Source organism: Celeribacter indicus (assembly GCF_000819565.1).
In the GTDB taxonomy this organism is placed as follows: Bacteria; Pseudomonadota; Alphaproteobacteria; order Rhodobacterales; family Rhodobacteraceae; genus Celeribacter; species Celeribacter indicus.
Genome location: NZ_CP004393.1, coordinates 2,126,534 through 2,152,623 on the forward strand (window position 1 = coordinate 2,126,534; position 26,090 = coordinate 2,152,623).

Here is a 26,090-nt window from a genome sequence, read left to right on the forward strand (position 1 = left end):
ACTGCAAATCGAGGATCCATTCCATGTCGAACGTCTTCACACGACGGGGCGTCAGCCTCTCCCTTGCCGCGGCGCTTGCGGCCGCTGTCCTGCCCGTATCCGGTGCCCTCGCCCAGGAGGCCGCCGCACCCGAGGTGATCCGGATCGGATCGACCGCACCGGGCCATCTCAAGTTCGTGCTGTTCCGCACCAACGGCTGGCTGGAACGGGAATTCGCCGCGGAGGGAACGCGGATCGAGTTCTCGACCTTCGACGGCGGTTCCGCGGCGAGCGTGGCGCTCGGGTCGGGTGAGCTCGATCTCATGTATACCGGCAACAATCCCGCGCTGCGCCTCGCCGCGACGGGGGCCGACGTGATCGCCGCCGGCCTGTCGTCCTGGGTGCCCAACAACGAGACGGTCGTCATCGTGCGGGCCGATTCCGACATCCACTCGCTCGAGGATCTCAAGGGCGAAAGCGTCGCCTATCTTCTTGGGACCGTCCGCCATTCGACCCTCTCCAAGGCGCTCGAGACCGTGGGGCTGAGCACATCGGATGTCGACACGCTGAATTTCGGGATCGAGGTCTCCGGCCCCGCGCTCGACCGTGGCGATGTCAGCGCGATCGTCGAGACGCGGGCCACCGTCCAGTCGCTGATCGACAGCGGCTTCGCAAGGGTGATCTTCGACGCCGGCGAATATCCGGAATGGTCCGTGCCTTTCCCGATCACGGTGAGCGGCACCTTCGCGCGCAATCATCCGGAGATCCTGACCCGTCTGCTCGCCCAGGATATCCGCCTGTCCCGCTGGGTCGACGAGAATCCCGAAGAGACCATCCGCCTCTTCGTCGAGGGGACGGGCCGCGACGAGGCGGCCACGCGCGAGACCTATCCGGACGGTGTCTTCCATCAGTCCCCCGAGTTCACGCCCGAGGCGGTCGAGGCGCTGCGGTCCGAGGCGACGTTCATGACCGAGAACGATCTTCTCCAGGGAACCATCGACTATGACAGCTGGATCGACACCAGCTATTACGAGGCGGCCCTGAAACTGCTGGACAGCCAGACCAACTGAGATCAGAGACAGAACAGCACCACGCGGAGAGGCCGGCCGATGCCGGCCTCTTTCAACCGACATCTGGAACGGTCTTCATGTCATCGGACGTACACGGGACGCCATCGTCTTCGCGCATCGCGCAGCTCGTCGCACTGGCCTTCTTCATCCAGCTGCTCGACAGCACCATCATCGCCACCTCGCTGCCGCATATGGCGCTCGACTTCGGGGTGGACGCCGTCGCGATGAGCATCGGCATCACCACCTTTCTGCTGGCGATGGCCCTGGTCATCCCGGCCTCGGGCTGGCTGGCGGAGCGATGGGGGTCGAAGCGGGTCCTGATCTTTTCCGTCAGCCTGTTCACGCTCGCCTCGCTTGTCTGCGGCGTGTCCGGGGGGCTCGAAAGCTTCATCCCGGCGCGGATGGCACAGGGGGCGGCGGCCGGGCTGATGGCGCCGGTGGGCCGGTTGCTCGTCCTGCGACATGCGCCGAAATCCGAGCTGATGCGCGCCATCGCGACGATCACCTGGCCCGCGCTGTTCGCCCCCGTCATCGGGCCCGTCCTGGGCGGCTGGATCACAGAAACCGTGGGCTGGCAGTGGAATTTCTACATCAACCTGCCGCTGGGCTTGCTGTCCGCGCTGCTGTTCTGGAAGATCGTGCCGCAGGACCGGCCCGGCGAAGGGCGGCGGTTCGACGGGCGGGGCTTCGTCCTCTGCGGCCTGTCGATGGTGCTCGTGCTCGGCGGGCTGGAGGCGCTGGTCGGAGGCTTCACCGCGCTGCCCGTCCTGCTGATGCTGCCCGCCGGTCTCGGCCTTGCGGTGCTGACCGTCCTGCATCTCCGGCGGGCTCCCGTGCCGCTGCTCGATCTGTCGGTCTGCGGCGTGACCTCGTTCCGGATGGCGACGATCACGGCGGGCATGTTCGGTCGCATCACGATCAATGCCACGCCCTTCCTGCTGCCGCTCCTGTGTCAGGTGGGCTTCGGCCTGACGGCGGTCGAGGCGGGACAGCTTCTGCTGGTCTATTTCCTCGGCAACCTCGTGATGAAATCGGTGACCACACCGCTGTTGCGGCACTTCGGCTTCCGCCAGGTGCTGGTGGTGAACGGGTTGGGCTCCGCCCTCTGTGTCGGCGCCCTGGGGTTCGTCGATCCGACGGCGTCGGTCCTCTCCCTCTATCCGATGCTCTTCACGGCGGGGGCGACGCGGTCGCTGCATTTCACGGCGCTGAACACCTTCGCCTTCGCGGATATTCCTCCAGAAGCGCGCACCACCTCGACCACGCTCGCCGCGATGGCCCAGCAGTTCGCGATGCTGCTCGGCGTCGCCCTGCCGGTCCTGCTGATCCGACTTGTCACCCTGACCGGCGGTGCCGGCCGGGAGGCGGCCTTTCCCTTCCAGATCGCCTTTGCGGGCATGTCTCTCCTCGGCGTCCTGTCGGCGCTGGCCTTCACGGGGCTCGCGCAGGATGCCGGACGGGAGGTGACGGCGCGCCACGATGTCCGCGCCGACAAGGGCAAGACGCCGGGGCGGGCGTAAGCGGCAGGCATCCCGTGATCCGGTGACCCCGGACCGGGCCGCTGCGCGCGCGGGCGCCGCCGGTCCAGCCCGGCGCCGGCACAGCCTCCGCGGGGCCGGCCGCCGGGGCAGGGGGCGCCGTTCCGCCCCCCGCGGGATCTATGTCCAGGCGTCCTCGAGGAAATCGCACATGACGTCCAGGACCGCGACCACCATCGCGTCGCCATCGGCGGTCCTGCAACCGGCCTCGCGGGCGGCCTTGATGAGCGGTGTCTGGCCATGGCCCGCGACGACGTCGCCGACGAAGGTCGCGGCGTCGAGCTTTGCCGGGTCCAGCGGCAGCGGGTCGCCCTCGGCCATGCCCATGGGGGTCGCGTTGCTGACGAGGTCGAACCCGGTGGGATCGCTGGTCCCGGTCCTGACGCGGTCGCCGGCCTTCTCCTTCAGCAGTCGGACGATCTTCTGCGCGCGGCTGTCGTCGGCATCATGCACGACCACCTCCCTCGCGCCGTGGTCGAGCATCGAGATGACGATGGCGCTGCCCGCGCCGCCGGCGCCCAGCACCAGCACCCGCGCGCCCTCCACCCTGGCGCCGTTGTCGATCTGCGCCTTGACGAAGGCATCGCCATCCGTCGTGTGGCCATGCCAGGAGCCGTCGCTGTTGCGGCGCAGGGCGCTGACCACGCCGATCAGGCGCGAGGTCTCCGAGACGGTCGCGCAATACTGGCGGCCGGTGACCTTGTGCGGCATGGTCAGGCAGATGCCGTCCACATTGCCGGTGGCCGCGAGGCCGTCCATCACCACCTTGAGCTTTCCATCCGGCACTTCCATCGGCAGCGAGATGCAGTTCATCCCGCGCTCGGCCATGTGCTTGCTCAGCCAGTCGGGTGAGCGGGCGTAGATGATCGGGTCTCCGAGAAGCGGGAAAAGCCGGGTCCGGCCGTTGAGGTTGATCGTCATGGGGGCACTCCTTTCGGGATCGGGTCCGCAATCCGCGTGCCATCGGCGCTGGCGCGCGGCCGGCCGGTGGTTCTTTTCGTGCTCTGTCCGGCCCCGGTGGCCGGTCCCGTCCGCAGGGCGTCAGAGGGCGAGCGGCAGGAAGGCGATCAGCAGGTAGACGAGCAGCAGCACCGCGAGATAGGGCAGCACCGCCCGCGTGATCCGCTCGATCGGCAGCCCCGCCGTGGTCGAGGCGACGAAGAGGTTGATCGCGACCGGCGGGGTGACCATGCCGATGGCCAGACCGACGACGATGATGATCCCGAAATGCACCGTGCCGAGGCCGAGCTGGGCGGCGAGCGGCAGGAGCATCGGCGTCAGGATGATGAGCGCGGAGGCGGTCTCGAGGAACACGCCGGCCAGAAGGATCACCGCCATGACGAGCAGGAGCAGCACATAGGTGTTGGAGGACAGCGACAGCGCCGCGGTGGCGATCTGGTTCGGCACCTGCCAGCTCGAAAGCGTCCAGCTCAGCACCGAGGAGGCGGCGATCACGAACATGATCACGGCGGTGGTCACACCGGCGCGGACCATGACGTGATAGAGCTGTCTCAGGCTCATGTCGCGATAGACGAAGAGCGAGACGAGGATCGCGTAATTCACCGCGACCACGGCCGCTTCCGAGGGGGTGAAGACGCCGGAGAAGATGCCGCCGAGGATGATGAGCGGGGCGAACAGGCCCCAGCTCGCCGAGATGAGCGTCCGGCCGATGGTCCGCAGGCTGAAGGCGGTGCCGCGCGGATAGGCGCGGCGGTGGCCCTGCACCAGGGCGACGGCGATCAGGCCGGCCCCCATGGCGATGCCGGGGATGAAGCCGTTGAGGAACAGCTCGCGCACGGATTCCTGTGCGATCACCGCATAGATGATCATCGGCACCGAAGGCGGGATGACCACCCCGATGGTGCCGGAGGCGGCGATGAGCGAGGCGGCGGAGGCGGGATCGTAGCCCTTGCGCTTCAGCTCGGGCACGAGGCTCGCGCCGACGGCGGCGGTCGTGGCCGCGCCGGAGCCGGAGATCGCGGCAAAGAACATGCCCGCGAGCACCGAGACGATCGACAGCCCGCCCTTGATGAAGCCGAACATCGAATCCGCGAAGGCCACGAGCCGTTTCGAGATCTCTCCCTGCGCCATGATGTCGCCCGCGAGGACGAACATCGGCACGGCGACGAGGGCGAAGGAGTTGATGCCGGAGAACATCTGCTGCGGCACGACCATGAGCGGCATGCCCGACATGTCGAGCGCGGTCATCGTCGCCGCGCCGATCACGATCGCGACGGGAATGCCCATCAGAAGGAAGAGGACGAAGAAACCGGCGAGAACGAGGCTCATGGCCGTGTCTCCCCCGCATCCGGCGGCAGGACGGAGACCTCGGGATCGACATCGAGCTCCGTATGCGCCGCGCGGATCGGCTGCCCGGCGAGCAGGCGCAGCAGGTCGATGACGGACAGCCCCGCCATCAGCGCGGCAGAGATCGGCATGACGGCATAGACATAGCTCATCGAGAGGCGCATCGAGGGCGATTTCTGGAAGCTCTGCATGCCGGTATAGGTCCAGCCGATCCGCGCCAGCGCGACGAGGAAGGTGATCGCGACGAGCACGGCCGCCCCCGTCACGATCCGGTTCAGGGCGGGCGGCAAGGCGTCACGCAGGACCGTGACCGCGATATGCCGCCCCTGCTGCCAGGCCAGCGTGGCACCGAGAAAGGTGATCCAGATCAGCAGGAAGCGCGCGACCTCCTCGGTCCAGCTCACGGAGGTGAAGAACACCCGCGAGACGATCTGGAGCGTGATCACCGCCGTCAGCCCGGCCATCCCCGCGAAGACCACGGGTTTGAGCACGGCGCCCAGAAGGCGGTCGATCCACGCCAGCGCGGTCAGCATGTCACTTCAGCGCCTCGCGGATGCGCGGCAGGTAATCGCCGAATTTCTCGCCGTATTCCTCGTAGACCGGCTGGATCGCGGCGGCGAAGGCGGAGAGGTCCGCATCCTCGACCACGGTCATGCCCGCGTCCTTGAGCGCCTGGAGCTGTTCGGCCTCGAGTTCGGCGTTGAGCGCGCGCTCGTATTCGGCGGCCTCCTGCGCGGCCTCGGAGACGATCTCCTGCGCCTCGCCGGAGAGCTGGTTCCATTTCGGCATGCCCATGACGAAGATCGCCGGCGCATAGGTGTGGCGCGTCATGGTCATGTTGGTCTGAGTCTCGTTCAGCTTGAAGGAATAGACCACGCCGACCGGGTTCTCCTGGCCGTCGATCGTGCCCTGCTGCATCGCGGTCAGCGCCTCGGTCCAGGCCATCGGGATCGCGTCGGCGCCGAGTTCGCGGAAGGTGTCGATATAGACCGGGTTCTCCATCACGCGGATGCGCAGCCCGTCGAGATCCTCGGGCGCGGTGACCGGACGTTCCGAATTGGTGAGGTTGCGGAAGCCGCGCTCGGCATAGGCGAGGCCCTTGAGGTTGACCTCGGAGAGGCGGTCGAGGAGTTCCTGGCCGATCTCGCCGTCGAGCACGCTGTAGGCGGCTTCGGGGGAGGGGAAGAGGAACGGCAGTTCGAACACAGCCATCTCCTCGAGGAAGTTCGACACCGGGCCGTTGGTGATCACGCCCATGTCCACGGTGCCGATCTGCATCCCCTCGAGCAGCGTGCGCTCGTCGCCCAGCGTGGCGTTGGGGAAGATCTCGACGGAGATCGCGCCGTCAGAGCGCTCGGCGACGAGTTCCTGAAATTTCGTCGCGGCGGCGTGAAACCCGTCCTGTTCGTTCACCACATGGGCGAGGCGCAGGGTCACCGGTTCGATCTCTGCAAACAGCGGCGCGGACATTGCGCCGAGGGACACGGTGGCAAGGGCCGCAGCCTTGAATAGGGTCGTCATGTTGTCCTCCCAGACAGTTGAAAGAGGGGCGGCGAAAGCGGCCCGTGAAAAACCGCTGCGTGCGGAGCGGGGGTTTCGTTCCCAAATTGCCGAAAACCGCGGCAAAACGCAGGTTAATTCCGCGTATCGCAAAAAGGCGGCACGGGATGCAAGGCGGGGCGGAGGGCGAATCCCTTCAAATTTCCTCACCCCCTGTGCGTTTTCCGATCACGCCACGCCCACCGCAGGCCGCAGCGCGGCGGCTCCGCCCGTGCCCGCGCCTCCGGGATGGCGCTTCGGGTTACGGTCTACGCCGCGGCCTCCACGCCGAATTCCGACAGGATCCACGCCACGGTCTGCCGCAGCGGCGTCTCGCGCGCATGGTGCCGGGACCAGGACAGGAAGAGGTGGTCCGCCGAGGGCGCCGGGCCGCGCCAGATCCCGACGAGGCGCCCGGCGCGCAGATCCGCCTCGGCCATGTAGGTCGGGGCGATGGCGACCCCGTGGCCCTGGACGGCCGCATCCAGCGCCAGCGCCGAGCGGTCGAAGTTCAGGAGGGTGTGCGGACCGGCATGACCGCTGTCCTCGATCAGGCGCTCCCACCTGCGATGGGAGTCCTGAAGCAGGGGAAAGGACAGGAGCGTCGCGGTCTCGACGGGCCCCTCTGGGCGCGGAAAATCCGGGCTGCACAGGGCCACGAGCCGTATCCGGCACAGGCGCCGCAGGTGATGCGCGGGGTTCGGCGCGGGCGTCCTTTCCGGCCAGAGCGCGATCTCGTTCCGGCCGAGGTTGCGCCGCAGCGGGGTGTGGTGAACCTCGGTCGTCAGCGCAATCTCGGGGAAGCGGGCATTGAAGGCGCCCAGCCGCGGCATCAGCCATTTCGCGGCGAAGGACGGGCCGAGATGCAGCGTGACCCGATGGCCCGAGCGGCTCAGATCGGCGGTGGCCGCGGTGAGGACCGCCAGCGCCTCCTCGACCGCCGCGTGATAGGTCCGGCCCTTCGGGGTCAGGGAAACACCGCGCGGCGTGCGGTCGAACAGCACGACGCCGAGATCGGCCTCGAGCTGCCGGATGCGTTGCGACACCGCGCCGTGCGAGACGTGCAGCGCCTCGGCGGCGCGCAGAAAGCTGCCGTGGCGTGCGGCCATGGCGAAGACGCGCAGGGCGTTGAGATTCAGTTTCTCCATCAGGCGACCGGTGTCAGATTTTCTGACAGCGTCGGCAGAATTGCTGCTTTGTCAATTCATTCCGGTTCTGCCATCGGTAGGGCAATGCAGAACATCCGATGACCGGCGACGAAAGGGACCGCCATGACCTTCACGATCCGACCTGCCGGGCGCGATGATCTCGACGCGCTCGCGGAGCTGCTGCTGGCCGATGCCGAAGACCGTCATGCCGCCGATCCCGGCCTGTGGCACCTGGACCGGGAGGCGCGGGACAAGGCACGTTCGGCCGTGGCGGCGGCGATGACGGACGAAAGGCCGCCCTTTCGCCAGCACTGGCTGATCGCCGAGGCCGGGGGGCGCGCGGTCGGGGTGGCGCATTCCATCCTGCTGCCGGTTCCGCCGATCTATGCGGGGGAATTCGGCCCGCCCGGCCTGATCATGGAGGACAGCTTCGTCGCGCCCGATGCCCCGGCCGGTGTACGGCACGCTCTGCTCGAGGCCGCGGAGGCGGATCTGACCGGCGCCGGCGCGCGGATCCTTCTGGGCTCGAGCGTGGCGGGGGGCGCGTGGGAGGGGCATCTTGCGGATCAAGGCTATGAGCCCCTGACCCTGTATTTCGCCAGGACCGGGCTCAGCCGGGACGCCGAAGGGGCAGGGGTGCGGCCGGCCCGTGCGGCGGATGTGCCGGGGATCGTCGCGGCGAGCGCGGTGCACAGGCGCATCCTGCACGCGCTGCATCCGCGGTTCTGGGCGCCGCACGAGGCGGCCGACAGCCGCTTCGGCGCCTGGATGACGCGCAGCCTCACCCTTGCGGACCGCGACATGGTCGTGTCGGAGGACGGCGGCCGCCTCCGGGGCTATGCGATCTCCCAGCCGGCGACCCCGCTGCATTTCCCACCGCCGCATGACATCTCGGGCGTGGGCATGATCGACGATTTCTTCCATGAGGCCACGGAAGATCCCCTGAGGCTCGGCCCGGCCGGGTCCGAAGCCGCAGCCCTGCTTGCCGCGGCAGAGGCCGCGCGCGAGCGGCGCGGGGCCCATTCCGTGCTGGTCGTCTGCCCGGCGGCCTGGCACTCGAAGATCGCGCTTCTGGAGCGGCAGGGCTACCGCAAGGCGATCACCTGGCACATCAGGATGGCCGGATAGCCCCCCACAGCTTGCGCGGCACCGGCCCGCCGCAGCGCGCAGCCGCGCGGCGAGACACTCGGGGTGCCGATCCGGCCGTCCCCGCGCCGGTGATCGACAGCGCGGCGGGGCGCGCTATCTGGGGAGTCACCTGCCGGCGGGATGGTCCCTCCCGGCAGGCGGCCACATCGCCCACACCGTCAAGGGAGTCCGGACATGCTCAGATCCATGATCGCCGCCGTCGTCACGCTCGTGCTCGGAAGTGCCGCCGTCGCTCAGGACGCGCCGACGCTGCGCGTGGGCATGTCGGGCGGCTACTTTCCCTTTACCTTCGTCCGGCAGGGCGTGCTCCAGGGATTCGAGGTCGACGTGATGAATGCCGTCGGCGAGCGGGCGGGGCTCGGGATCGAATTCGCCACCATGTCCTTTTCCGGCCTGATCGGCGCGCTGGAATCCGGCCGGATCGACACCATCGCCAACCAGATCACGATCACGCCCGAACGCGAGGCGCGCTTCGCCTTCACCCAGCCCTATGTCTATGACGGCGCGCAGGTGGTGGTGCGCGAGGGCAATGCCGGGATCGGCGGGGTCGAGGACCTGCGCGGGCGCACCGTGGCGGTCAATCTCGGCTCCAATTTCGAGGAGCTGCTGCGCGAGCTGCCCTATGCCGACGAGATCGACATCCGGACCTATGAATCGAATATCGCCCAGGACACCGCCCTTGGCCGGGTCGATGCCTTCGTGATGGACCGCGTCTCCTCGGCACAGCTCATTCAGGAAAGCCCGCTGCCATTGGCGCTTGCCGGGGCGCCCTTTTCCGAAATCCGCAACGCGCTGCCGTTCCGCAGCGACAAGCGCGGCATGGCGCTGCGCGATGAGGTCGATGCCGCGCTCACCGCGCTGCGCGAGGACGGCACGCTCGCGGAGATCTCGCAGAAGTGGTTCGGCACCGACATCACCAGCCCGGACTGAGCCATGCGGGGACTGGACCTCGACTACATGCTGGGGCTGGTCCCCGTGATCCTCGGATATGTGCCGCTGACCCTCGCCATGGCGGGGGCGGGGATGGTGCTGGCGCTCCTCCTCGCCTCGCTCCTGGCGGTCGAGCGGGTGTTTCCCCTCCGCTGGCTCGACTGGCTGGTGGTGCTGTTCATCAGCTTCTTTCGCGGCACCCCGCTGCTGGTGCAGCTCTTCCTGTTCTATTACGGGCTGCCGCAGGTGGTCAGCGTCCTGACCAATATCGACGGGGTGACCGCGGCGATCATGGGGCTGACGCTGCATTTCGCCGCCTATATGGCCGAAACCATCCGCGCCGCGATCCTCGGCGTCGACCGCAGCCAGTGGGAGGCGGCGCGGTCGATCGGCATGACGCAATGGCAGATGATGCGCCGGATCATCCTGCCGCAGGCCGCGCGGGTGGCCGCGCCGACGCTCGTCAACTACTTCATCGACATGATCAAGGGCACCTCGCTCGCCTTCACTCTCGGCGTCACCGAGATGATGGGCGCAGCCCAGAAGGAGGCGGCGGGCAGCTTCCTCTATTTCGAGGCCTTCCTCGTGGTGGCGATCATCTACTGGGGCATGGTCGAACTGCTGAACCAGGGCCAGAAGCGGCTCGAGACCTATCTCAACAGGGCCTATGCACGATGATCTCCGTCCGTGACCTGCACAAGCGTTTCGGGCCGACCACGGTGCTCGACGGGATCGACCTCGATATCGGGCATGGCGAGCGTGTTGTGGTGATCGGCCCGTCGGGGACCGGCAAGTCGACCCTGCTGCGCTGCCTCAACTTCCTCGACACGCCCGACGCGGGACGGATCACGATGGGGGACGTGACCGTCGACGCGGCACATGCGACGCGCGCGGAGATCCTCGCGCTGCGCCGGCGCACGGCCTTCGTCTTCCAGAACTACGCGCTCTTCGCCAACCGGACGGCGAAGGAGAACATCATGGAGGCGCTCGTCACCGTGCAGGGCCGCCCGAAGGAGGAGGCCGAACGCCGCGCCCTCGCGGTGCTGGCGGAGACCGGGCTGTCGGACAAGGCGGACAGCTATCCCGCCAGCCTCTCGGGCGGCCAGCAGCAGCGGGTGGGGATCGGCCGGGCGATGGCGATCGGCGCGGAGCTGATCCTGTTCGACGAGCCGACCTCCTCGCTCGACCCGGAATGGGTGGGCGAGGTGCTCGACCTGATGCGCAGCGTCGCGGAACAGAAGCAGACCATGCTGATCGTCACCCACGAGATGCAGTTCGCGCGCGAGATCGCGGACCGGATCATCTTCATGCAGGGCGGCCGGATCGTCGAGCAGGGGCCGCCGGAACAGATCTTCGACGCGCCGCGGGACGAGCGGCTGAGGCGGTTCCTGCGGCGGGTGACGCAATGACGGCCCGCCGCCGGTTCAGGCGGTGAGCGGCTGCCAGCGCGGCCGGGCGCGGATGCGGTCGAGCCAGGCGCGGACCGCGGGATAGGGGGCGATGTCGGTCCCGCCTTCGCCCGCGAGCGCGACATAGCAATGCAGGCCGAGATCCGCGACGGTGAACCCGTCCCCCGCCAGCCAGTCGCGGGCGGACAGCCACCCGTCGAGAAAGGCGAGGCCGGCATGGGCCTCCTGCCGAAGCCGCGCGATCTCCTCCGCGCGAGCGCCGCTCTGGCCCGTCCGGGCGTAGTGGCGGGGCAGGGCGAGAGGCTTTGACAGCTCCGCCTGGTCCCAGATCAGCCAGGAAAGGACGACATCGCCGAACCGCTCCGGCAACAGATCCGTGCCGCGCGCGAGGCGCAGGAGGATCGCCGCGGATTCCTCCAGCGGCGGGCGCCCCTCCTCGAGCAGCACCGGAATCCTCCGCCGCCGGGAGAACCGGGAAAACGCCGCCTCCGGCAGGTCTTCCGGAGCGACCGTGCGATAGGGCCTCTGCACCTCGGCGAGGCAAAGCCGCACCTTCCAGCAATTGCCCGAGAGCGGGCGCTGAATCACCGTGAGGCGGGCGTCCGGCGCGGTCATCTCGCCCCCGCGCGCGCCGCGGCCACCGCCCCGTCCAACTCCGACAGATAGGCCGAGATCTGCGCCTCGGGGAGGAAACATCCGGTGAAGCTGTTGCGCAGGAGCTGGACGGTCTCCGCGTCGGTGAGGGACAGCGCCTCCTGGCAGGCGCGGTAATTCTCGTTCACATAGCCGCCGAAATAGGGCGGATCGTCCGAATTCACCGTGACCCTGACCCCTGCGCGCAGCAGCGCGGCAACCGGGTGATCCTCCATCCGGTCGTAGACGCGCAGGCGGACGTTCGACAGCGGACAGACGGTCAGGCAGGTGCCGCGCGCCGCGAGCTCGGCCACGAGCGCGGGATCTTCCCAGGCACGCACCCCGTGGTCGATCCGGTCCACATCCAGCAGCTCCAGCGCCTCGCGGATATAGGCGGGCGGACCTTCCTCGCCGGCGTGGATCGAGGTCTTCCAGCCGCGGGCCTTCGCCTCCGCATAGACGCGCCGGAATTTCGAAGGCGGGTTCCCGACCTCCGGCCCGCCCATCCCGAGCGCGACGATCCGGTCCTCGTATCCCCGCGCCAGATCGAGGGTCTGCAACGCCTCCTCTTCGGAATATTGCCGTTGCAGGCCCCAGACCAGGGCGCTGTCGATGCCGAAATCGCGCTTGCCCGCGTCGAAGGCCGCGGCGATCCCGGCCATCATCGTCGGCACGGGGATCTCCCGGCGGACATGGGCCTGCGGGCTGAAATAAAGCTCGACCCGGCGCACCGCATCCTCATGCGCCTTTTTCAGATAGGCATGGGTCACCTCGAAGTAATCCTCTTCGGTCCGCATCACCGTCAGCCCGGCATAATAGAGGTCGAGGAAGGTCTGGAGATTGTCGAATTCGCAGGCGGCGGCGACCTCCTCCGGCGTGTCGAAGCGGATCTTCACGCCGTTGCGCCGCGCCAGCGCGATCATCATCTCGGGCTCGAGCGAGCCTTCGATATGCATGTGAAGCTCTGCCTTGGGCAGGGTTGAAACGTCGATCATCTTCTCTCCTTCGATTCGGGCGCGTTCACATCGCGCCCAGTTTCTGACCATTCCCGCCCGCAGCCTGACGCATTCTCCGGCGCTTCGTTTTTGCCTCGGTTTCGCAAACGACCACGGATTGTGCGCTTTTCCGATTAACATATTGAAAATGTATATTTCATCGGGAAATCCTCGGCATTTTTCCGGGTTTGGCAACGTTTGCAGAAAGCGTTTTCAGAGGGAAGGGTGAATCTCACACAGAGGGTCGCGGATGCCAGACGACCCCGTTCGCACACAGCCCCAGGAGAATGTCATGAAGCCAAGCGCCGTCCTCGTTTTCGCCCTCGCCACCACGGGACTGACCGCTCCGGCCGTCGCGCAGGACCCGCAGCCGCTCACCATCGCGGTCGGCACCTCGGTCCTCAATGTCGGCTATCCGATGCTGACGCTGCCGGTGACGCTCGGCTATTGGGAGGAGGAGGGCTACGAGGTCAGCGTGGAGCCGGTCGGCGCCTCGCTCCAGGCGCTTCAGCAGATGGTGGCGGGGAATGCCGCCTTCGCCCAGGTCAACGCGAGCGTCATCGTGCAGGGCAACGTGGTGAACGATCTGCCGGTGAAGGTCGCGATGGCGAATGGCGTGATCGACTGGTCGGTCTCGGTCCCCGCCGACAGCGACATCGCCGCGCCGCAGGACCTGAAGGGCAAGACGATCGGGGTGTTCTCGCTCGCGACGGGTGGGATTCCGCTGATGAACAGTTGGCTCGCCTCCGAGGGGCTGGATCCGCAGACCGATCTCGAACTCATTCCCCTGGGTCTCGGCGCCGCGCCGGTCGAGGCGCTGAGGACCGGGGACGTGGACGCCTTGCTCTACTGGGCCTCGGCCACCGCCGGGTTCGAGAATGCGGGGCTGGAGCTGCGCCAGCTCGCCTCCGACACCTGGGCGGAATATCCCGATTACTCGCTGGCGGTGATGGCCGATACCGTCGAGTCCGATCCCGACATGGTGGTCGGCATCGCCCGCGGCATCGCCAAGGCGACGGTCTTCGCGCTGGAAAACCCGGAATGCGCGGTGAAGCTGCACTGGCAGAACTATCCCGAGACAAAGCCCACGGGCGCCGACGAGGAGACGCTCCTCGCGTGGGATCTGAACAACATCAACGCCCAGCTTGCCACCCTGAAGGCCGGTTTCGAACTGAACGGCGGCGAGATCTGGGGCACGGTGGATCCCGACGGCTTCGACCGGCTCCAGAGCTTCCTTCAGGAGACGGGGGTGATCGACGGCACCGTGGATCCCGCGTCCTATCTCGTGGAGATCGAAGACTATGCCGCGCAGGTGAACGATTTCGACGCAGAGGCGATCCGGGCGGCGGCGCGCGACTGCGCCATGGTGAACTGATGCCGGATGCGACCGGTCTCCCCGCTGCGGCCTCCGGCCCGCTCGTCCGCATCTCCGCGCTGGAGAAGATCTATGCGACGCGCGACAAGGGCAACGTCCACGCGCTGCACGATATCCGGCTCGACGTGGCCGACGGCGAATTCATCACCATCGTCGGCCCCTCGGGCTGCGGGAAATCGACGCTCCTGAAGATCCTCGCCGGCATCCTCGACAAGAGCGCGGGACAGGTCGAGATCGCCGGCCGCGCGGTGGAGGGGCCGAACCGTGATCTGGGCGTGGTGTTCCAGGCGCCGGTCCTGCTGCCGTGGCGGTCGGTGATCGAGAATGTCATGGTGCCGGCCATCGTCCAGAAGAGCGATCTCGGCGCGGCGCGGCAGCGGGCGCAGCGGCTTTTGACGATGGTCGGGCTCGACGGGTTCGAGGACAAGTATCCGCGGGAACTCTCCGGCGGCATGCAGCAGCGGGTGGGCATCTGCCGGGCGCTGGTGCAGGACCCTGCCTTCCTGCTGATGGACGAACCCTTCGGCGCGCTCGACGCGATGACGCGCGAGACCATGAACATGGAACTGCTGCGCCTCTGGAAGAGCCTCGGGGCCACGATCCTGCTCGTCACCCATTCGATCCCCGAGGCGGTCTTCCTCGCGGACCGGGTGGTGGTGATGTCGCCGCGGCCCGGCCGCATCGCCGAGGTGATCGAGGTCGACCTGCCGCGGCCGCGCCGGATGGACATGTTCAACACGCCGGAATTCGGCGCCCATGTGGGCCGCATCCGGCGGCATTTCGACAGCACGATGGAGCTGGACTGATGACCGATCTCGACGTTGCGGCCCCCGCCGCGCCCCACGCCGCGGCCGACCCCGCCCCCGCGCCGCGCTCCTGGAAGGAGAGCCGACTGCTGCCGCTGTCGCTTCTCGTCGTGGTGCTGGTTGCCTGGGAAGGGCTCGTGATCCTGCTCGACGTGCCCAGGATCGTCCTGCCGCGCCCCTCGGCCGTGGCCGTCGCGATGTGGGACGGCTTCGCCTCCGGCCTGTTCTGGCCGCATCTGCTGGTGACGCTGTGGGAAATCCTCGCAGGCTTCGCCATCGGCGCGGGCGTGGGCATCGTGCTCGGCGTGCTCATCGGCCTGTCGCCCTTCATGGAACGCCTCGTCTATCCCTATGTCGTCGCCTTCCAGACCCTCCCCAAGGTGGCGATCGCGCCGATCATGGTGATCTGGTTCGGCTACGGGCTGACCTCCAAGATCATCATCACCGCGACCATCGCCTTCTTCCCGCTGCTCGCCAACACCATCGTCGGCCTGCGTTCGGCGCCGCGCGACCAGATCGACATGCTGCGCGCCTGCACCGCGAGCGAATGGCAGATCTTCCGCATGGCGCGGCTGCCGCAGGCTCTGCCCTATATCTTCGTCGGGCTCGACGTGGCCGCCGTCCTCTCGGTGATCGGCGCCATCGTCGGCGAATTCGTCGGCGCGCGCGCCGGGCTCGGCTACCTCATCCTGCAAATGAACTTCAACTTCAACATGGCAGGGGTCTTCGCGATCCTGATCCTGCTGTCCCTGATCGGCGTCGGACTTCACCTTCTGGTCGTCGCGATCCAGAGGCGCCTGCTGTTCTGGTCCGAAACCCATGCCGAGGTGACGGGCGCCTGACCCGCCCGCAAACTGACGAAAGGAAACCCCAATGACCGATCTTCCCCGTGTGGCCAGCCCCGACGAGGTGCCCGTGCTCGACCTCACCCCGCTGACGCAGGGCGGCGACATCCGCGAGCTTGCCCGCCAGCTCGACGAGGCCTGCCGCAACACCGGCTTCTTCTACATCTCGAACCACGGCGTGCCCGAGCGCCTCACCAACGAGATCTTCGGCGCGACGCGCCGGTATTTCGCCCTGCCGGCCGAGGCGCGGGAGGCGCATGTCATGGATCCGGTCTACCGGCGCGGCTTCATGAAACAGGGGATCAACCAGCATCCCGGCTTCCAGCCCGACCTGAAGGAAAGCTACGAGATCGGCGTCGACCTGCCCGCGGACGATCCCGACGTGACCGCGCGCCTGCCGCTGCATGCGCCGAACCAGTGGCCCGAGGAGCTGCCGTGGCTGCGCGAGGCCTCCGAGGCCTATTTCGCCGCCACCAGGGCGCTGGGCGAGCGGATGCTGAGGCTGATCGCCGTGGCGCTCGACCTGCCGGAGGATCATTTCCTCCAGTATACGCAGAAGCCCATGGTCCAGATGCGCCTGTTCCACTATCCGCCGCAGCCGCCGGCCTCGCCGGAGAACGCCTTCGGCGTGGCGCCCCATACCGATTACGGCATGATCACCCTGCTGAACCAGGATCCGATCGGCGGGCTCGAGCTCCAGAAGCGCGACGGCGAATGGATCCGGGCGCCCTATGTCGACGGCACGCTCGTGGTGAATATCGGCGACCTGTTCCAGCGCTGGACCAACGATCTCTATGTCTCCAATCCGCACCGGGTCGTGAACCGCACCGGAAAGGAGCGCTATTCGATCCCGATGTTCTACAACCTCGACTACCACGCGCCGGTCGAATGCCTGCCGGGCTGCTGTTCGGCGGAGAACCCGCCGCGCCACGCGCCGATCTCCTCCGGGGACTATCTCGTGAGCCGGTTCAGGACGGTCCAGAAATACGGGGCCGAGACCGAACCGGCATGATCCTCCGCGCGCGCGCCCCGGAGAAGGGAGTTGTCCGGCGGGCGATTTCCGGTCAGAACGAAACGAGACGGGCAAGGTACGGGACGGGGAACGCGGATGAGTGAACAGGCGCGGGTGCGAAAGCCGTCCGGTCGGACCCGCGCGGCCGAGGTCACGATCAAGGACATCGCCCGCATGGCGGGCGTGTCCGTCTCCACCGTGTCGCGCGTCATCAACCGCACCGGGCTGGTGACGCCGGCAAAGCTCAACGCGGTGCAGGACGTGCTCGACCGCGTCAACTACATCCCCAACATCGCGGCGCGGTCGCTGGTGAGCCGGCGGTCGATGACCGTGGGGCTGATCGTGCCGGCGCTCGGCAACCCGATCTTCGCGCCGACCATCGCGGGGGTGGAGGAGGTTCTGAACGCGGCGGGCTACGGCCTGTTGATCTCCTGTTCCTACCGCAGCCCGGAGAAGGAACTCGAGCAGGCGCGGATGATGATGGAGCGCGGCGTCGAGGGCATCATCCTCACCGGCTCCTATCGCCACCCCGACCTTCTGCCGCTCATGGCGCAGCGCGAGATCGCCGTGGTCAGCCAGGACGACCCGGAAGGCGGCGCGGGGCTTGTCTCCATCGCCATGCCCGATGCCGCCGCGATGGCCTGCGCCATCGACAGGCTGGTGGAGAGCGGCCACAGGCGGATCGGCATCGTCACCGGGCCGACGCGCAACACCCGCCCCGTCGCCGACCGGCTGGCGGGCGCGCGGGCGCGGCTGTCCGAACTCGGCCTGCCGCTGCCCGAGGTGGCGGTGGCCGAAACGGCGGGCTATGACGCGCAGGACGCGCGGCAGGCGACGCTGCGGCTGCTGGCGGCGATGCCCGATCTCACCGCCATCGCCTGCACCGGCGACATCCTCGCCCTCGGCGTCATCGCGCAATGCCAGCGCGCCGGGCGCTCCGTGCCCCGCGACATCTCGGTCACCGGCTGCGGCGACACGATCATGGCACAATATGTCGACCCGAAACTCTCCACCGTCCGCCTCGAATTCCGCCGCCTCGGCGAGATCGCGGCGGCGCGGCTGCTCGTGATGCTCGGCGCGGCCGGGACCGCCGGCGCGGAGATCCCGGTCGACCTCGGATATTCCTTCATCGAAGGGGAGACGATCGCCTCGCCGGCCGCCCCCGCGTGAGCGCCGCGACGGAGCGGGCGAGGGCGCCGGTCTGCGGATGCCGGACCGTTCCGGGTCCGCCCGGCCCGGAGAAAGACGCCCCGCCGCCCTGCGCGGCGAGGCCGGCGCAGCGCGGTGGAGCCATCAGATCCGAACGTGGGAGGGAGATCCGGCGGCGGGCAGGCGGTCGCGCCGCCAGCCCTGCCCATGCCCATGCGGGGGGCGCCCGGCCGCGGGACCGGGCGCGCCACCAAGTTATCGGGTCGCCTTCTCCAGCGACTGCGGCGCCATGATCGCCTCCACCGCGGCGCGGCTCAGCGGCTCGGCGCGCACCACGCCCTGCGCGAGGATCCATTCGGCCTCGGCAAGGATCAGGTCGGTGAGCCCGTCGTCGAGCGTCAGCCCGATCTCCACATCCTGCCACATCGCCGCCAGCGCCTCGGGGCTCATCGCGCCGTTCATCGAGGCGGAGACGGCCGCCATCGCGGCCTCGGGGTCGGCGGCGACATCCGCATCGGCCTTTGCGAGCGCGCCCATGAAGGCGTCGAGCGTCGCGGCGCGGTCTCCGACCATCTCCGGCGTCGCGGCGAGGATGTAATGGACCTGGTAGCTCTCCGGGCGCAGTTCGGTGTATTTCTCCCCGAGCGTCTCCTGCGCGGCGCTGTAGAAGGTGGGGAAGGGCACGATCGCCTCCACATCCCCGCGGGTGACCGCAGGCACCAGATCCGGCGGCGCGGCGGAGACGATCTCCGCCTCAACCCCGGCCTCCGAGAGCAGCGTGTCGAGGAAGAAATGCACGTTGGTGCCGATGGTCGTGCCGATCCTGCGGCCGGCCAGATCCGCCGGACTGTCGAGCGGGCCGGCGTCGGAATTGCCGATGAGCCGCGAGCCGGTGAAGCGCGCGAGATCGCCGACGATGGCGAACTCCTGTCCCGTCAGCGCGCCGGTCGCGGCCGGGAATTCGGCCATGAAGGCGACGTCGACCTGCCCGCCGAGCAGCGCCTCGAAGGCGGCGCGCCCGCTGTCGAAGGGGACGATTTCGACCTCGACCCCGGCCTCGGTGAAATAGTCCTTCTCAAGTGCGACGTCGACCTGCGGCGTCTGCGGGTTCGGGCTCCAGCCGAAGACGAGCGTGTCGGCCTGTGCGGCGATCGGGCCGAGGGCAAGGGCCGTGCCCAGTGCGAGGGTGCGGAAATATGTCATGGTCTCTCCTGTCGGTTTCAGGGGGTTGTGGCATGTGCGGGATTGGGACGCAGAAGCGCGAGGATGTCCTCGCGGATCTCGAGGAGGTCGGCGCCCGAGCGGCTGAAGGCGCGCGGGCGCGGGTGATGCAGCGGATAGTGGCGGATGAGCCGCCCCGGCGCCTGGCTCATCACCCGGACGTCATCGGCCAGCAGCAGCGCCTCGTCGACGTCATGGGTCACGAAAAGCACCGTCGCGCGGTGTTTCTGCCAGACCCGCAGGAGAAGCTCGTGCATCCCCAGCCGGGTCTGCGCGTCGAGCGCGCCAAAGGGCTCGTCCATCAGCAGCACGCTCGGCTCGCAGGCGAAGGTGCGGGCGATGGCCACGCGCTGCTTCATCCCGCCCGACAATTGCTGCGGGTATTTGTCGGCATGGCTCTCCAGCCCGACCTCCGCGAGCGCCGCGCGGGCGCGCTCGGTCTCCTCGCGCTTCGGCAGGCCGAACCGGCGCAGGGCGAAGCGGACGTTGCCGAGCGCGGTGAACCACGGGAAGAGCGCGTATTGCTGGAAGATCACCCCGACCTTGTCGGAGGGGCCGGTGACCTCGGCCCCGTCGATGGTGATCGCGCCGGTGGCGGGGGCGACGAACCCGCCGATCGCGTTCATCAGCGTGGACTTGCCGCAGCCCGACGGGCCGATGAGGGCCGTGAACGTGCCGGGGCGCAGCCGGAGCGTGGTGGGGTCGAGTGCTGTGACCGGGCCTTTCCGGCCCTTGAAGCGGATCGACACGTTGTCGATGCGGACGTCGCCTTGCGGAACTGCGGTGCTCATGTCCCTATCCCTGTTCCCAGTGAACGATCCTGCGGCCGATCCGGTGCACCGCGAGATCCACGATTGCGCCGAGCGCGCCGAGCAGGACGAGCAGGGCGAACATCCGGTCCGTGCGGATATACTGGCGCGCCTCCTGGAGCCTGTAGCCGATCCCGGAGGAGGCCCCCGACAGCTCCGCCGCGACGAGGCTCAGGAAGGCGAGGGCGACGCCCAGCCGCAGCCCGGCAAAGATATAGGGGGCCGCGGCCGGCACGATCACCGTCAGGAATTCGCGGCGCCGCGACGCCCCGAGCGAGCGCGAGGCGCGCAGGTAGACCTCGGGCACGTATTCCATGCCGTGATGGGTGTTGAACCAGACGGTGAGGAAGACGGTGTAGGAGATCACGAAATACTTGGACCCCTCGCCGATGCCGAACCAGACGATCGCCACCGGCACGAGCGCGATCGCCGGGATCGGCCGCAGGAGCGAGAGGAACGGCCCGAGCAGCGTGCGGATCAGCGCCACGCGCCCGGTCAGCAGCCCGAGCGCGATGCCGAGGCTCGCGCCGATGACGAAACCGATGGCGGCCCGGCTCAGCGAGACCGACAGGTCCTTCGGCAAGGTGCCGTTGCGCCACATCTCCACCGCCGCCGCCCAGACCGACCAGGGCGCGGGAAAGATCGCCTCGGGCACAATGCGGAAGGCACCCGCGAGCGCCCAGAGGGCGAGCACGAAGGCGAAGGACACGAGCGGCCGGCCGAGGCTCGCCGTCGCCTCCAGCGCGCGGACCGCGACGCCGGAGGGCGGCAGGCGCGATCCCTTGCGGTCGCCGGGGGCCGGGTCGCTCAAAGCCATGGCAGTTGCTCCGCACGATAGCGGTGGGCACGGAAGCAGGAGTTGTGCGCGCCGATGATGAACTCGTTGAGCGGGGTGGGATATTCCGCGAAATCCGGGATCACGTATTCCCAGACGGTCTCCCCCTCCGGCGTCACCTCGAAGAGCCGTCCGAAGGCGCTTTCGCAGATGAAGGTGTTGCCGTTCCACAGCCGCTGGCAGCCGCCCATGTAGGGCGAGAAGAAGGAGCCCGGCATCGGATCGGCATAGGACCAGACGACCGCCCCGGTCGCCGGATCGAATTCCAGCGCGCGGGAGAAGGGGGAGGTGGAGCCCTGCCGCAGGTTGCCGTTGTCGAAACACAGCACCGTGCCGCCCTCCATCTCCACCGGCGTGTGCTGCTGGGCGACGGTGTCGGGGCCGACATGCCAGACCACCTTGCCGGTCGACCGCTCGACCGCGATCACGCCCGAAGTGGTGCGCAGGCTCATCAGCACGAGCCCGCCCCTGGTGACCGAAAGCCCGTTGATCATCGGCCAGTGGCGCCGGTCGAAAATCGCGTGCACGGGAAAATCCGCGGGATCGAGATGGTCCCAGATCCGCCATTCCCAGACCGTTTCCCCGGCCCGGTTCACCTCCCGCACGATATCGGACTGCACGATCCCGTCGGCCCCGTCCTTGCGCGGGTCGCCGCCGGTGACGCGCGCCGCCTTGTCGGCGGGCAGGGGGGCCGCGACGGTATAGAGCAGGTTGCCGTTCGCAAGCCATTGCGCGTCGTGGTGGTGATAGATGTCCTCGTGGCGCCAGACGATGTCCCCCTCGGGCGTCGCCTCGTAGAAATCCCCGCCGTGCCAGAGATCCCAGGCCGGGTAGAGCGCGGCGGAGGTGGCGTGGCTGCCGTTGTAGCCGAGATTGCCGTTCGGCAGGATCACCGCGTCCCGGCCCGCGCGCACGGGCATCTGCCAGCGATGCGCCGTCGCGCCGCCGATATCCACGAGGTCCACCCGCCCCCCGGCGGTCTGCCCGGCATAGAGCGTATAGCCCCCCGCCGTGCGGCGCGGATCGGCGGCGGTCAGGCCGGTGCGCCGGCGGCGCAGGGTGACCTGGTCGACGGCGGGGGCCATGTCCTTGGAAAGAGTCTGCGTCGTCATCGTCGTCTCCGGTTCATTAAAACGTTTTAAAGCTCTTATGCACTTGCGGCGCGTTCATTAAAACGTTTTAATTGACGCGGGGCCGAATATTTCCTGCATGATCGCCGTTTCCGCTTTCGCAGGGCCGGTCTGCACAGAAAATGGACAGGATGCGGATGAAAGAGCATGGACTCCCCCCGAAACGGCGCGCGACCGTCATCGACGTGGCCCGCCTCGCCGGGGTGTCGCCCGGCACGGTCTCCAACGCCATCAACGGCAAGCGCCGGGTCGATGCCGAGACGCGCGCGCGCATCGACGCGGCGATCCGCGAACTCGGATACCGGCCGAACATGGCCGCCCGTGGCATGCGGACCGGGCGGGCGAACACCATCGCGCTCTTCTCCTCCATGTCGACGGCGGTTTCCGCCGGCCCCTCGAGGCTCGGCTTCATGATGGAGATCGCGGCCTCCGCCTCCCTGACCGCGCTCACCCGCAACGTCGCGCTGGTGCTGGTCCCGCCGATCCCCGACCCGGAGGCGGCGCTGGGGGCGGTGCCGCTCGACGGCGCCCTGCTGGTGGAACCGGCGCGCGACGATCCCTTCCTGCCGATCCTCGCCGCGCGCGCCATCCCGACCGTGGCGATCGGAGGCGCCCATGACGCCGCCTCGGCCCATGTCGACCTGCGCTATGCGGACACGGCGGACCTGCTGATCGGCCACCTCCACGCGCGGGGCGCGCGCCACGTCCCGCTCGTGATCGGGTCGAGCGCGCGGCGGTATTACGAGGTCTTCGAGGCGCGCTATCTCGACCACGCCGCGCGCACCGGCATGACCCCCCGGATCCTGCGCATCGACGAGAGCCGCGGCGAGGCGGCGGCGGAGGCCGGGCTCTCCGCGCTCCTCGCACAGGGGCACCGGGTCGACGGGCTGCTCGTGCCGGTCGACGCGCTGGCGACCGGCGCCCTCGCGGCGCTGCGCCGGGCGGGGCTGCGCGTGCCCGAGGACGTGCGGGTCGCCACCCGCTACAACGGTCTGCGCGCCCAGGCCGCCACCCCGCCGCTGACGGCGGTCGAACTCCACTTCGACGCGGTGGCGAGCGCGGCGACGCTGGCGCTGCTCGACCTGATCGACGGCCTCGACGTTCCGCAGGTTCTCACCGCGGAGTCCCCCGCGCTCATCGAACGCGCCTCGACCCGCTGAGGGCGGACAGGCCGGGGCGGACAGGGGGCCGCGTCCGGCTCAGTCGACCCAGGGCGTCTCGATCCTCGAGATGTGCTGGCGCAGGGATTCCTCGAACAGCGTCACCGCCGGCGCCAGGGTGCTGTCGATCCTGCGGCCGAGGCGCAGCTCGTGGCTCTTCAGCTCGCGCCCGAGGATGGGGATATAGGCGAGCTGTCCGGTGCGCAGGTCCTCGTCCACGTCAATCCGGCTGAGGAAGGAGATCGCCTCCCCCGCCCGCACCATGGATTTCAGGAGCTCGATGGAATTCGACTTGTAGGTCGGGCGGATCCGCAGCCCGGCCCTCGCGAAGGCGTCGCTGACGAGATGGTTGATCGTCATCGTCTCGTCGGCGATCGCGAGCGGGTGGTCCGCAAGCTCCATCAGGCGCAGGTCGGAGCGCGCCGCCAGCGGGTGCGCCGCCGCGACGATGACGCCGAGCCGCGTGGGAAAGACGGCGGTCGCCTCGATCCCGTGCCCCTGCGGATAGGCATAGGACAGGCCCAGGTCCGCCGCGCCCATGGCGAGATCGGCATCGACGCCGGCGGTGGTCTGCGCCCGGACGGTCACATGGATCTCCGGGTGCGCGGCGCGGAATTCGCGGATCAGCCGCGGCAGGATTCCCGCCGCGAGCCCGTGCATCGCGGAAATCCGCACCTGCGTCCCCTCGGTCCCGCGCAATTCCCTCAGGCGCAGATGCAGCCGCTCGTGGTCGCGGAGCGTTTCGCGGATATGGGCGATCACGATCTCCCCGGCCGCGGTCAGGGTCATCCCCCGCCGGTGCCGGTGAAAGAGCTGGAGGCCGAGTTCCTCCTCCAGTTGCAGCAGGCGCCGGTTTATAGAAGACGCCGAAACATTGAGCGTTTCCGCCGCACTTCTGATCGACCCGCTGCGGGCGATTTCGTCGAGCTGCCTGAGGAGGCTGGAATGAAGCATCCTTCCCACCTGTTTTTCCTGGCTTTTCGGCCATGACCCCCGTCAGCGTGCGCTTTTTGCGCACGCCACGGTAGGAAAAAGACGCTCGCTGCCGCCGTTTTCCCCTTTCTACGCTCGGGGAGACCAGGATTTGAGCAACAGCGGAGCCCCGACATGAGTGAGTTCGATCTGCCGATCGTCGACATCGCCCCCTTCCTGGACGGCGATCCCCAAGCCAGGGCGCAGGTCGCGCGCGCCTTCGGAGCCGCCTTCGAGACGACCGGCTTCGCGATCGTCACCGGCCATGGCGTGCCGGAGGATCTGGCGCGCCGGCTCTACGACACGATGACCGCCTTCTTCGATCAGCCGATGGAGCGCAAGACCGTCTTCACCCCGCCGGAAAAGGCCAAGGGGCGGGGCTACCTGCCGATCGGCATCGAAAGCGTGGCGAAGACCCTGAGCGGCGAGACGCCGCCGGACCTGTGCGAGGCGCTCGTCTATGCCGCGCCGCACCGGCCGGAAAACGATGCCACGAACTACTGGCCGGACGATCCGCCGGCGCTCGCCGGGCTGGTGCGCGCGTGGACCGGAGAGATCAACACCCTGAGCCGCCACCTGGCGCGGCTCTCCGCGCTCGCGCTCGATCTGCCGGAGGAATATTTCGACGCCGATTATGCCGACCCGTCGCTGACCCTGCGCTTCGTGAACTATCCCGACCAGCCCGAGGCGCCGAAACCGGGGCAGTTGCGCTATGGCGAACACCACGACTACGGCGCGCTCACGATCCTGCGCCAGGACGCGGCGCCGGGCGGGCTCGAGATCCGCGACGACACCGGCGTCTGGCGCGAGGCCCCCGTGGTCCCTGACAGCTTCGTCATCAACGTGGGCGACCTGCTCGCGCGCTGGACGAACAACCGCTGGCGTTCGACGCTCCACCGCGTCTCCAACCCGCCGCGCGATCTCACCGGCTCGACCCGGCGCCTGTCGATGGTGGCCTTCACCGGACCGAACGAGCGCACGCAGATCTCCTGCCTGCCGTCCTGCCAGTCGGCGGAGAACCCGCCGCTCTACCAGCCGGTCGCCTGCGGCGATTACGTGCTGTCGAAGATCCGTGCCTCGCACGAACTGTCGGAGGCGGACTGATGCGCCGGCTCCTTCCCGTCCTCCTGCTCGGCTCTCCGGCGGCGGCCCAGGATCTCGTGCCACTGAGCTACCATCTCAACTGGCTGCCCCAGGCGGAGCATTGCGGCTTCTTCCAGGCGGAGGCGAACGGTCTCTACGAGGCGGCCGGGCTCGACGTCACGCTGCTCGCCGGCGGGCCGGAAACCAATGTCCCGATGCTCGTCGCGGGCGGGGCCGCCGATCTCGGCATGGGCTCCTCCTTCACCACGATGAACATGGCGCTCGAGGGGATCGAGGGGGTGACGGTCGCCGCCTTCCTCCAGAAATCGCCCCAGACCCTCGTTGCCCATCCGGGGCAGGGGGTCGAGACGCTCGAGGACCTGAAGGATCGCGACATCATGGTCGCCAATTTCTCGCGCATGGAATTCTGGCAGTTCCTCAAGGCCGAATACGGCTTCTCCGACGACCAGCTGCGCCCCTATGCCTATTCCTCCGCGCCCTTCCTCGCCGACGCGCGCGCCGTGCAGCAGGGCTATGTCACCGAGGACGCCTTCCTCCTCGGGCAGGAGATGGACGCGCCCCCGGTCTCCATCCTGCTCGCGGATTACGGCTATCGCGACTACGCCGCCACCGTCTTCGGCATGTCCGACTGGCTCGAGGCGCACCGCGACGCGGTCGAAGCCTTCCTCGCCGCCTCGGCCGAAGGCTGGCAACAGTGCATCGCGGGCGACTACGAGCCGGCGAAACGCGCGGTGATGGCGGCCAATCCCGACCATTCCGCGGGCCTCTTCGATTTCAAGATGTCGCAACTGATCGACCGCGACATGGTGACCGGAGAGGAGGACGTGCCGATCGGCAGCATGGACGCCGGCCGCTGGTCCGCCTTCGCCGACACGATGAAGGCGGCGGGGGTCTATCCCGAGACGCTCGACCCCGCGCGGGCTTACGATCTCAGCTTCCTGCCCGCGCCCTGATCCCGATCCCCACCCCAGCCCA

Annotated in this window: 26 protein-coding genes and 1 pseudogene; 15 read left to right on the forward strand and 12 right to left on the reverse strand. The window is 68.5% G+C overall.

Going from position 1 to position 26,090, the window contains the following annotated elements:
- Positions 1 to 23 precede the first annotated feature (23 nt).
- Both P73_RS10705 and P73_RS10710 read left to right on the forward strand, forming a co-directional pair.
- On the forward strand, positions 24 to 1,049 hold the full coding sequence (locus P73_RS10705; protein WP_043869550.1) for an aliphatic sulfonate ABC transporter substrate-binding protein: 1,026 nt from the start codon (positions 24 to 26) through the stop codon (positions 1,047 to 1,049).
- Positions 1,050 to 1,126: 77 nt separating this feature from the next.
- Positions 1,127 to 2,569: an MFS transporter gene (locus P73_RS10710; RefSeq protein ID WP_052453177.1), complete on the forward strand. Its 1,443-nt coding sequence runs from the start codon at positions 1,127 to 1,129 to the stop codon at positions 2,567 to 2,569.
- Positions 2,570 to 2,707: 138 nt separating this feature from the next.
- Here the strand turns inward: P73_RS10710 and P73_RS10715 are convergent, their stop codons facing one another.
- From P73_RS10715 to P73_RS10735, 5 genes are all read right to left on the reverse strand, one after another.
- Complete coding sequence (locus P73_RS10715) at positions 2,708 to 3,508, reverse strand: shikimate dehydrogenase family protein (RefSeq protein WP_043869551.1); 801 nt, start codon at positions 3,506 to 3,508, stop codon at positions 2,708 to 2,710.
- 120 nt (positions 3,509 to 3,628) lie between these two features.
- Positions 3,629 to 4,876, reverse strand: coding sequence for a TRAP transporter large permease (locus P73_RS10720; protein ID WP_043869552.1), 1,248 nt, complete (start codon positions 4,874 to 4,876; stop codon positions 3,629 to 3,631).
- Entirely contained in the window at positions 4,873 to 5,427 is a 555-nt protein-coding gene (locus tag P73_RS10725; protein ID WP_052453178.1) for a TRAP transporter small permease, read from the reverse strand. Before P73_RS10725 ends, P73_RS10720 begins: the two co-directional genes overlap by 4 nt.
- Position 5,428: 1 nt before the next feature.
- Complete coding sequence (locus tag P73_RS10730; RefSeq protein WP_043869553.1) at positions 5,429 to 6,415, reverse strand: TRAP transporter substrate-binding protein; 987 nt, start codon at positions 6,413 to 6,415, stop codon at positions 5,429 to 5,431.
- A gap of 287 nt (positions 6,416 to 6,702) precedes the next feature.
- Entirely contained in the window at positions 6,703 to 7,581 is an 879-nt protein-coding gene (locus P73_RS10735) for a LysR substrate-binding domain-containing protein (protein WP_052453179.1), read from the reverse strand.
- A 123-nt stretch (positions 7,582 to 7,704) separates the two neighbouring features.
- Between P73_RS10735 and P73_RS10740 the strand changes: the two genes are divergently transcribed.
- The 4 genes from P73_RS10740 to P73_RS10755 all read left to right on the forward strand — a co-directional run bounded on the left by P73_RS10740 (position 7,705) and on the right by P73_RS10755 (position 11,069).
- Positions 7,705 to 8,709, forward strand: coding sequence for a hypothetical protein (locus tag P73_RS10740; RefSeq protein WP_043869554.1), 1,005 nt, complete (start codon positions 7,705 to 7,707; stop codon positions 8,707 to 8,709).
- Positions 8,710 to 8,916: 207 nt separating this feature from the next.
- The gene (locus tag P73_RS10745) at positions 8,917 to 9,660 is read left to right on the forward strand and encodes an amino acid ABC transporter substrate-binding protein (RefSeq protein WP_043871608.1); all 744 of its coding nucleotides are present in this window, start codon (positions 8,917 to 8,919) and stop codon (positions 9,658 to 9,660) included.
- 3 nt (positions 9,661 to 9,663) lie between these two features.
- Positions 9,664 to 10,338: an amino acid ABC transporter permease gene (locus tag P73_RS10750; protein ID WP_043869555.1), complete on the forward strand. Its 675-nt coding sequence runs from the start codon at positions 9,664 to 9,666 to the stop codon at positions 10,336 to 10,338.
- Entirely contained in the window at positions 10,335 to 11,069 is a 735-nt protein-coding gene (locus tag P73_RS10755; protein WP_043869556.1) for an amino acid ABC transporter ATP-binding protein, read from the forward strand. The genes P73_RS10750 and P73_RS10755 overlap by 4 nt, the downstream gene beginning before the upstream one ends.
- A gap of 15 nt (positions 11,070 to 11,084) precedes the next feature.
- Here the strand turns inward: P73_RS10755 and P73_RS10760 are convergent, their stop codons facing one another.
- Entirely contained in the window at positions 11,085 to 11,684 is a 600-nt protein-coding gene (locus tag P73_RS10760; protein ID WP_052453180.1) for a glutathione S-transferase family protein, read from the reverse strand.
- A complete protein-coding gene (locus P73_RS10765) occupies positions 11,681 to 12,697 on the reverse strand; it encodes an adenosine deaminase (protein ID WP_043869557.1) in 1,017 nt (338 codons plus the stop codon). The genes P73_RS10760 and P73_RS10765 overlap by 4 nt, the downstream gene beginning before the upstream one ends.
- A gap of 292 nt (positions 12,698 to 12,989) precedes the next feature.
- Here P73_RS10765 and P73_RS10770 point away from each other — a divergent pair, with 292 nt between their 5' ends.
- The 5 genes from P73_RS10770 to P73_RS10790 all read left to right on the forward strand — a co-directional run bounded on the left by P73_RS10770 (position 12,990) and on the right by P73_RS10790 (position 17,905).
- Positions 12,990 to 14,072, forward strand: coding sequence for an ABC transporter substrate-binding protein (locus P73_RS10770; RefSeq protein WP_052453181.1), 1,083 nt, complete (start codon positions 12,990 to 12,992; stop codon positions 14,070 to 14,072).
- Positions 14,072 to 14,878: an ABC transporter ATP-binding protein gene (locus tag P73_RS10775; RefSeq protein WP_052453182.1), complete on the forward strand. Its 807-nt coding sequence runs from the start codon at positions 14,072 to 14,074 to the stop codon at positions 14,876 to 14,878. Before P73_RS10770 ends, P73_RS10775 begins: the two co-directional genes overlap by 1 nt.
- Complete coding sequence (locus P73_RS10780) at positions 14,878 to 15,720, forward strand: ABC transporter permease (protein ID WP_043869558.1); 843 nt, start codon at positions 14,878 to 14,880, stop codon at positions 15,718 to 15,720. Before P73_RS10775 ends, P73_RS10780 begins: the two co-directional genes overlap by 1 nt.
- A 31-nt stretch (positions 15,721 to 15,751) precedes the next feature.
- Positions 15,752 to 16,735, forward strand: a complete 984-nt coding sequence (locus P73_RS10785) for an isopenicillin N synthase family dioxygenase (RefSeq protein ID WP_052453183.1) — start codon at positions 15,752 to 15,754, stop codon at positions 16,733 to 16,735.
- A 96-nt stretch (positions 16,736 to 16,831) separates the two neighbouring features.
- Positions 16,832 to 17,905 (forward strand): LacI family DNA-binding transcriptional regulator, encoded by a 1,074-nt coding sequence (locus P73_RS10790; protein ID WP_043869559.1) that lies wholly within the window; start codon positions 16,832 to 16,834, stop codon positions 17,903 to 17,905.
- Between the two features lie 234 nt (positions 17,906 to 18,139).
- On the opposite strand, the gene P73_RS10795 is transcribed toward P73_RS10790, so the two are convergent.
- From P73_RS10795 to P73_RS10810, 4 genes are read right to left on the reverse strand one after another with little or no spacing between them, the layout of a single operon-like run.
- Complete coding sequence (locus P73_RS10795; RefSeq protein WP_043869560.1) at positions 18,140 to 19,087, reverse strand: ABC transporter substrate-binding protein; 948 nt, start codon at positions 19,085 to 19,087, stop codon at positions 18,140 to 18,142.
- 17 nt (positions 19,088 to 19,104) lie between these two features.
- Positions 19,105 to 19,896 carry an ABC transporter ATP-binding protein gene (locus tag P73_RS10800; protein WP_043869561.1) on the reverse strand — a complete coding sequence of 264 codons (792 nt, stop codon included), beginning with the start codon at positions 19,894 to 19,896 and terminating at the stop codon, positions 19,105 to 19,107.
- A 4-nt stretch (positions 19,897 to 19,900) separates the two neighbouring features.
- A complete protein-coding gene (locus P73_RS10805; RefSeq protein WP_043869562.1) occupies positions 19,901 to 20,731 on the reverse strand; it encodes an ABC transporter permease in 831 nt (276 codons plus the stop codon).
- Positions 20,722 to 21,861, reverse strand: coding sequence for an aryl-sulfate sulfotransferase (locus tag P73_RS10810; RefSeq protein WP_082033201.1), 1,140 nt, complete (start codon positions 21,859 to 21,861; stop codon positions 20,722 to 20,724). The genes P73_RS10805 and P73_RS10810 overlap by 10 nt, the downstream gene beginning before the upstream one ends.
- A gap of 155 nt (positions 21,862 to 22,016) precedes the next feature.
- On the opposite strand from P73_RS10810, the pseudogene P73_RS26750 reads away from it, so the two are divergent.
- Positions 22,017 to 22,130: pseudogene (locus P73_RS26750) on the forward strand (LacI family DNA-binding transcriptional regulator); the annotation flags it as partial.
- A 162-nt stretch (positions 22,131 to 22,292) separates the two neighbouring features.
- Positions 22,293 to 23,039 (forward strand): substrate-binding domain-containing protein, encoded by a 747-nt coding sequence (locus tag P73_RS10815; RefSeq protein ID WP_420836136.1) that lies wholly within the window; start codon positions 22,293 to 22,295, stop codon positions 23,037 to 23,039.
- Between the two features lie 39 nt (positions 23,040 to 23,078).
- Here the strand turns inward: P73_RS10815 and P73_RS10820 are convergent, their stop codons facing one another.
- Positions 23,079 to 23,993: a LysR family transcriptional regulator gene (locus P73_RS10820; protein WP_052453184.1), complete on the reverse strand. Its 915-nt coding sequence runs from the start codon at positions 23,991 to 23,993 to the stop codon at positions 23,079 to 23,081.
- A gap of 153 nt (positions 23,994 to 24,146) precedes the next feature.
- Here P73_RS10820 and P73_RS10825 point away from each other — a divergent pair, with 153 nt between their 5' ends.
- Together P73_RS10825 and P73_RS10830 are read left to right on the forward strand one after the other, a co-directional pair.
- The gene (locus tag P73_RS10825) at positions 24,147 to 25,115 is read left to right on the forward strand and encodes an isopenicillin N synthase family dioxygenase (RefSeq protein WP_043869564.1); all 969 of its coding nucleotides are present in this window, start codon (positions 24,147 to 24,149) and stop codon (positions 25,113 to 25,115) included.
- Entirely contained in the window at positions 25,115 to 26,068 is a 954-nt protein-coding gene (locus P73_RS10830; protein ID WP_043869565.1) for an ABC transporter substrate-binding protein, read from the forward strand. The genes P73_RS10825 and P73_RS10830 overlap by 1 nt, the downstream gene beginning before the upstream one ends.
- Positions 26,069 to 26,090 lie beyond the last annotated feature (22 nt).

What these genes read in the sequence shown, in the direction of transcription:
- P73_RS10800 (WP_043869561.1), bottom strand. Translation starts at nt 19,896, where the DNA reads ATGAGCACCGCAGTTCCGCAAGGCGACGTCCGCATCGACAACGTGTCG.
- P73_RS10745 (WP_043871608.1), top strand. Translation starts at nt 8,917, where the DNA reads ATGATCGCCGCCGTCGTCACGCTCGTGCTCGGAAGTGCCGCCGTCGCT.
- P73_RS10825 (WP_043869564.1), top strand. Translation starts at nt 24,147, where the DNA reads ATGAGTGAGTTCGATCTGCCGATCGTCGACATCGCCCCCTTCCTGGAC.
- P73_RS10785 (WP_052453183.1), top strand. Translation starts at nt 15,752, where the DNA reads ATGACCGATCTTCCCCGTGTGGCCAGCCCCGACGAGGTGCCCGTGCTC.
- P73_RS10795 (WP_043869560.1), bottom strand. Translation starts at nt 19,087, where the DNA reads ATGACATATTTCCGCACCCTCGCACTGGGCACGGCCCTTGCCCTCGGC.
- P73_RS10760 (WP_052453180.1), bottom strand. Translation starts at nt 11,684, where the DNA reads ATGACCGCGCCGGACGCCCGCCTCACGGTGATTCAGCGCCCGCTCTCG.
- P73_RS10790 (WP_043869559.1), top strand. Translation starts at nt 16,832, where the DNA reads ATGAGTGAACAGGCGCGGGTGCGAAAGCCGTCCGGTCGGACCCGCGCG.
- P73_RS10820 (WP_052453184.1), bottom strand. Translation starts at nt 23,993, where the DNA reads ATGCTTCATTCCAGCCTCCTCAGGCAGCTCGACGAAATCGCCCGCAGC.
- P73_RS10715 (WP_043869551.1), bottom strand. Translation starts at nt 3,508, where the DNA reads ATGACGATCAACCTCAACGGCCGGACCCGGCTTTTCCCGCTTCTCGGA.
- P73_RS10755 (WP_043869556.1), top strand. Translation starts at nt 10,335, where the DNA reads ATGATCTCCGTCCGTGACCTGCACAAGCGTTTCGGGCCGACCACGGTG.
- P73_RS10750 (WP_043869555.1), top strand. Translation starts at nt 9,664, where the DNA reads ATGCGGGGACTGGACCTCGACTACATGCTGGGGCTGGTCCCCGTGATC.
- P73_RS10725 (WP_052453178.1), bottom strand. Translation starts at nt 5,427, where the DNA reads ATGCTGACCGCGCTGGCGTGGATCGACCGCCTTCTGGGCGCCGTGCTC.
- P73_RS10770 (WP_052453181.1), top strand. Translation starts at nt 12,990, where the DNA reads ATGAAGCCAAGCGCCGTCCTCGTTTTCGCCCTCGCCACCACGGGACTG.
- P73_RS10775 (WP_052453182.1), top strand. Translation starts at nt 14,072, where the DNA reads ATGCCGGATGCGACCGGTCTCCCCGCTGCGGCCTCCGGCCCGCTCGTC.
- P73_RS10720 (WP_043869552.1), bottom strand. Translation starts at nt 4,876, where the DNA reads ATGAGCCTCGTTCTCGCCGGTTTCTTCGTCCTCTTCCTTCTGATGGGC.
- P73_RS10705 (WP_043869550.1), top strand. Translation starts at nt 24, where the DNA reads ATGTCGAACGTCTTCACACGACGGGGCGTCAGCCTCTCCCTTGCCGCG.
- P73_RS10830 (WP_043869565.1), top strand. Translation starts at nt 25,115, where the DNA reads ATGCGCCGGCTCCTTCCCGTCCTCCTGCTCGGCTCTCCGGCGGCGGCC.
- P73_RS10780 (WP_043869558.1), top strand. Translation starts at nt 14,878, where the DNA reads ATGACCGATCTCGACGTTGCGGCCCCCGCCGCGCCCCACGCCGCGGCC.
- P73_RS10805 (WP_043869562.1), bottom strand. Translation starts at nt 20,731, where the DNA reads ATGGCTTTGAGCGACCCGGCCCCCGGCGACCGCAAGGGATCGCGCCTG.
- P73_RS10740 (WP_043869554.1), top strand. Translation starts at nt 7,705, where the DNA reads ATGACCTTCACGATCCGACCTGCCGGGCGCGATGATCTCGACGCGCTC.
- P73_RS10710 (WP_052453177.1), top strand. Translation starts at nt 1,127, where the DNA reads ATGTCATCGGACGTACACGGGACGCCATCGTCTTCGCGCATCGCGCAG.
- P73_RS10735 (WP_052453179.1), bottom strand. Translation starts at nt 7,581, where the DNA reads ATGGAGAAACTGAATCTCAACGCCCTGCGCGTCTTCGCCATGGCCGCA.
- P73_RS10810 (WP_082033201.1), bottom strand. Translation starts at nt 21,861, where the DNA reads ATGACGACGCAGACTCTTTCCAAGGACATGGCCCCCGCCGTCGACCAG.
- P73_RS10815 (WP_420836136.1), top strand. Translation starts at nt 22,293, where the DNA reads ATGGAGATCGCGGCCTCCGCCTCCCTGACCGCGCTCACCCGCAACGTC.
- P73_RS10765 (WP_043869557.1), bottom strand. Translation starts at nt 12,697, where the DNA reads ATGATCGACGTTTCAACCCTGCCCAAGGCAGAGCTTCACATGCATATC.
- P73_RS10730 (WP_043869553.1), bottom strand. Translation starts at nt 6,415, where the DNA reads ATGACGACCCTATTCAAGGCTGCGGCCCTTGCCACCGTGTCCCTCGGC.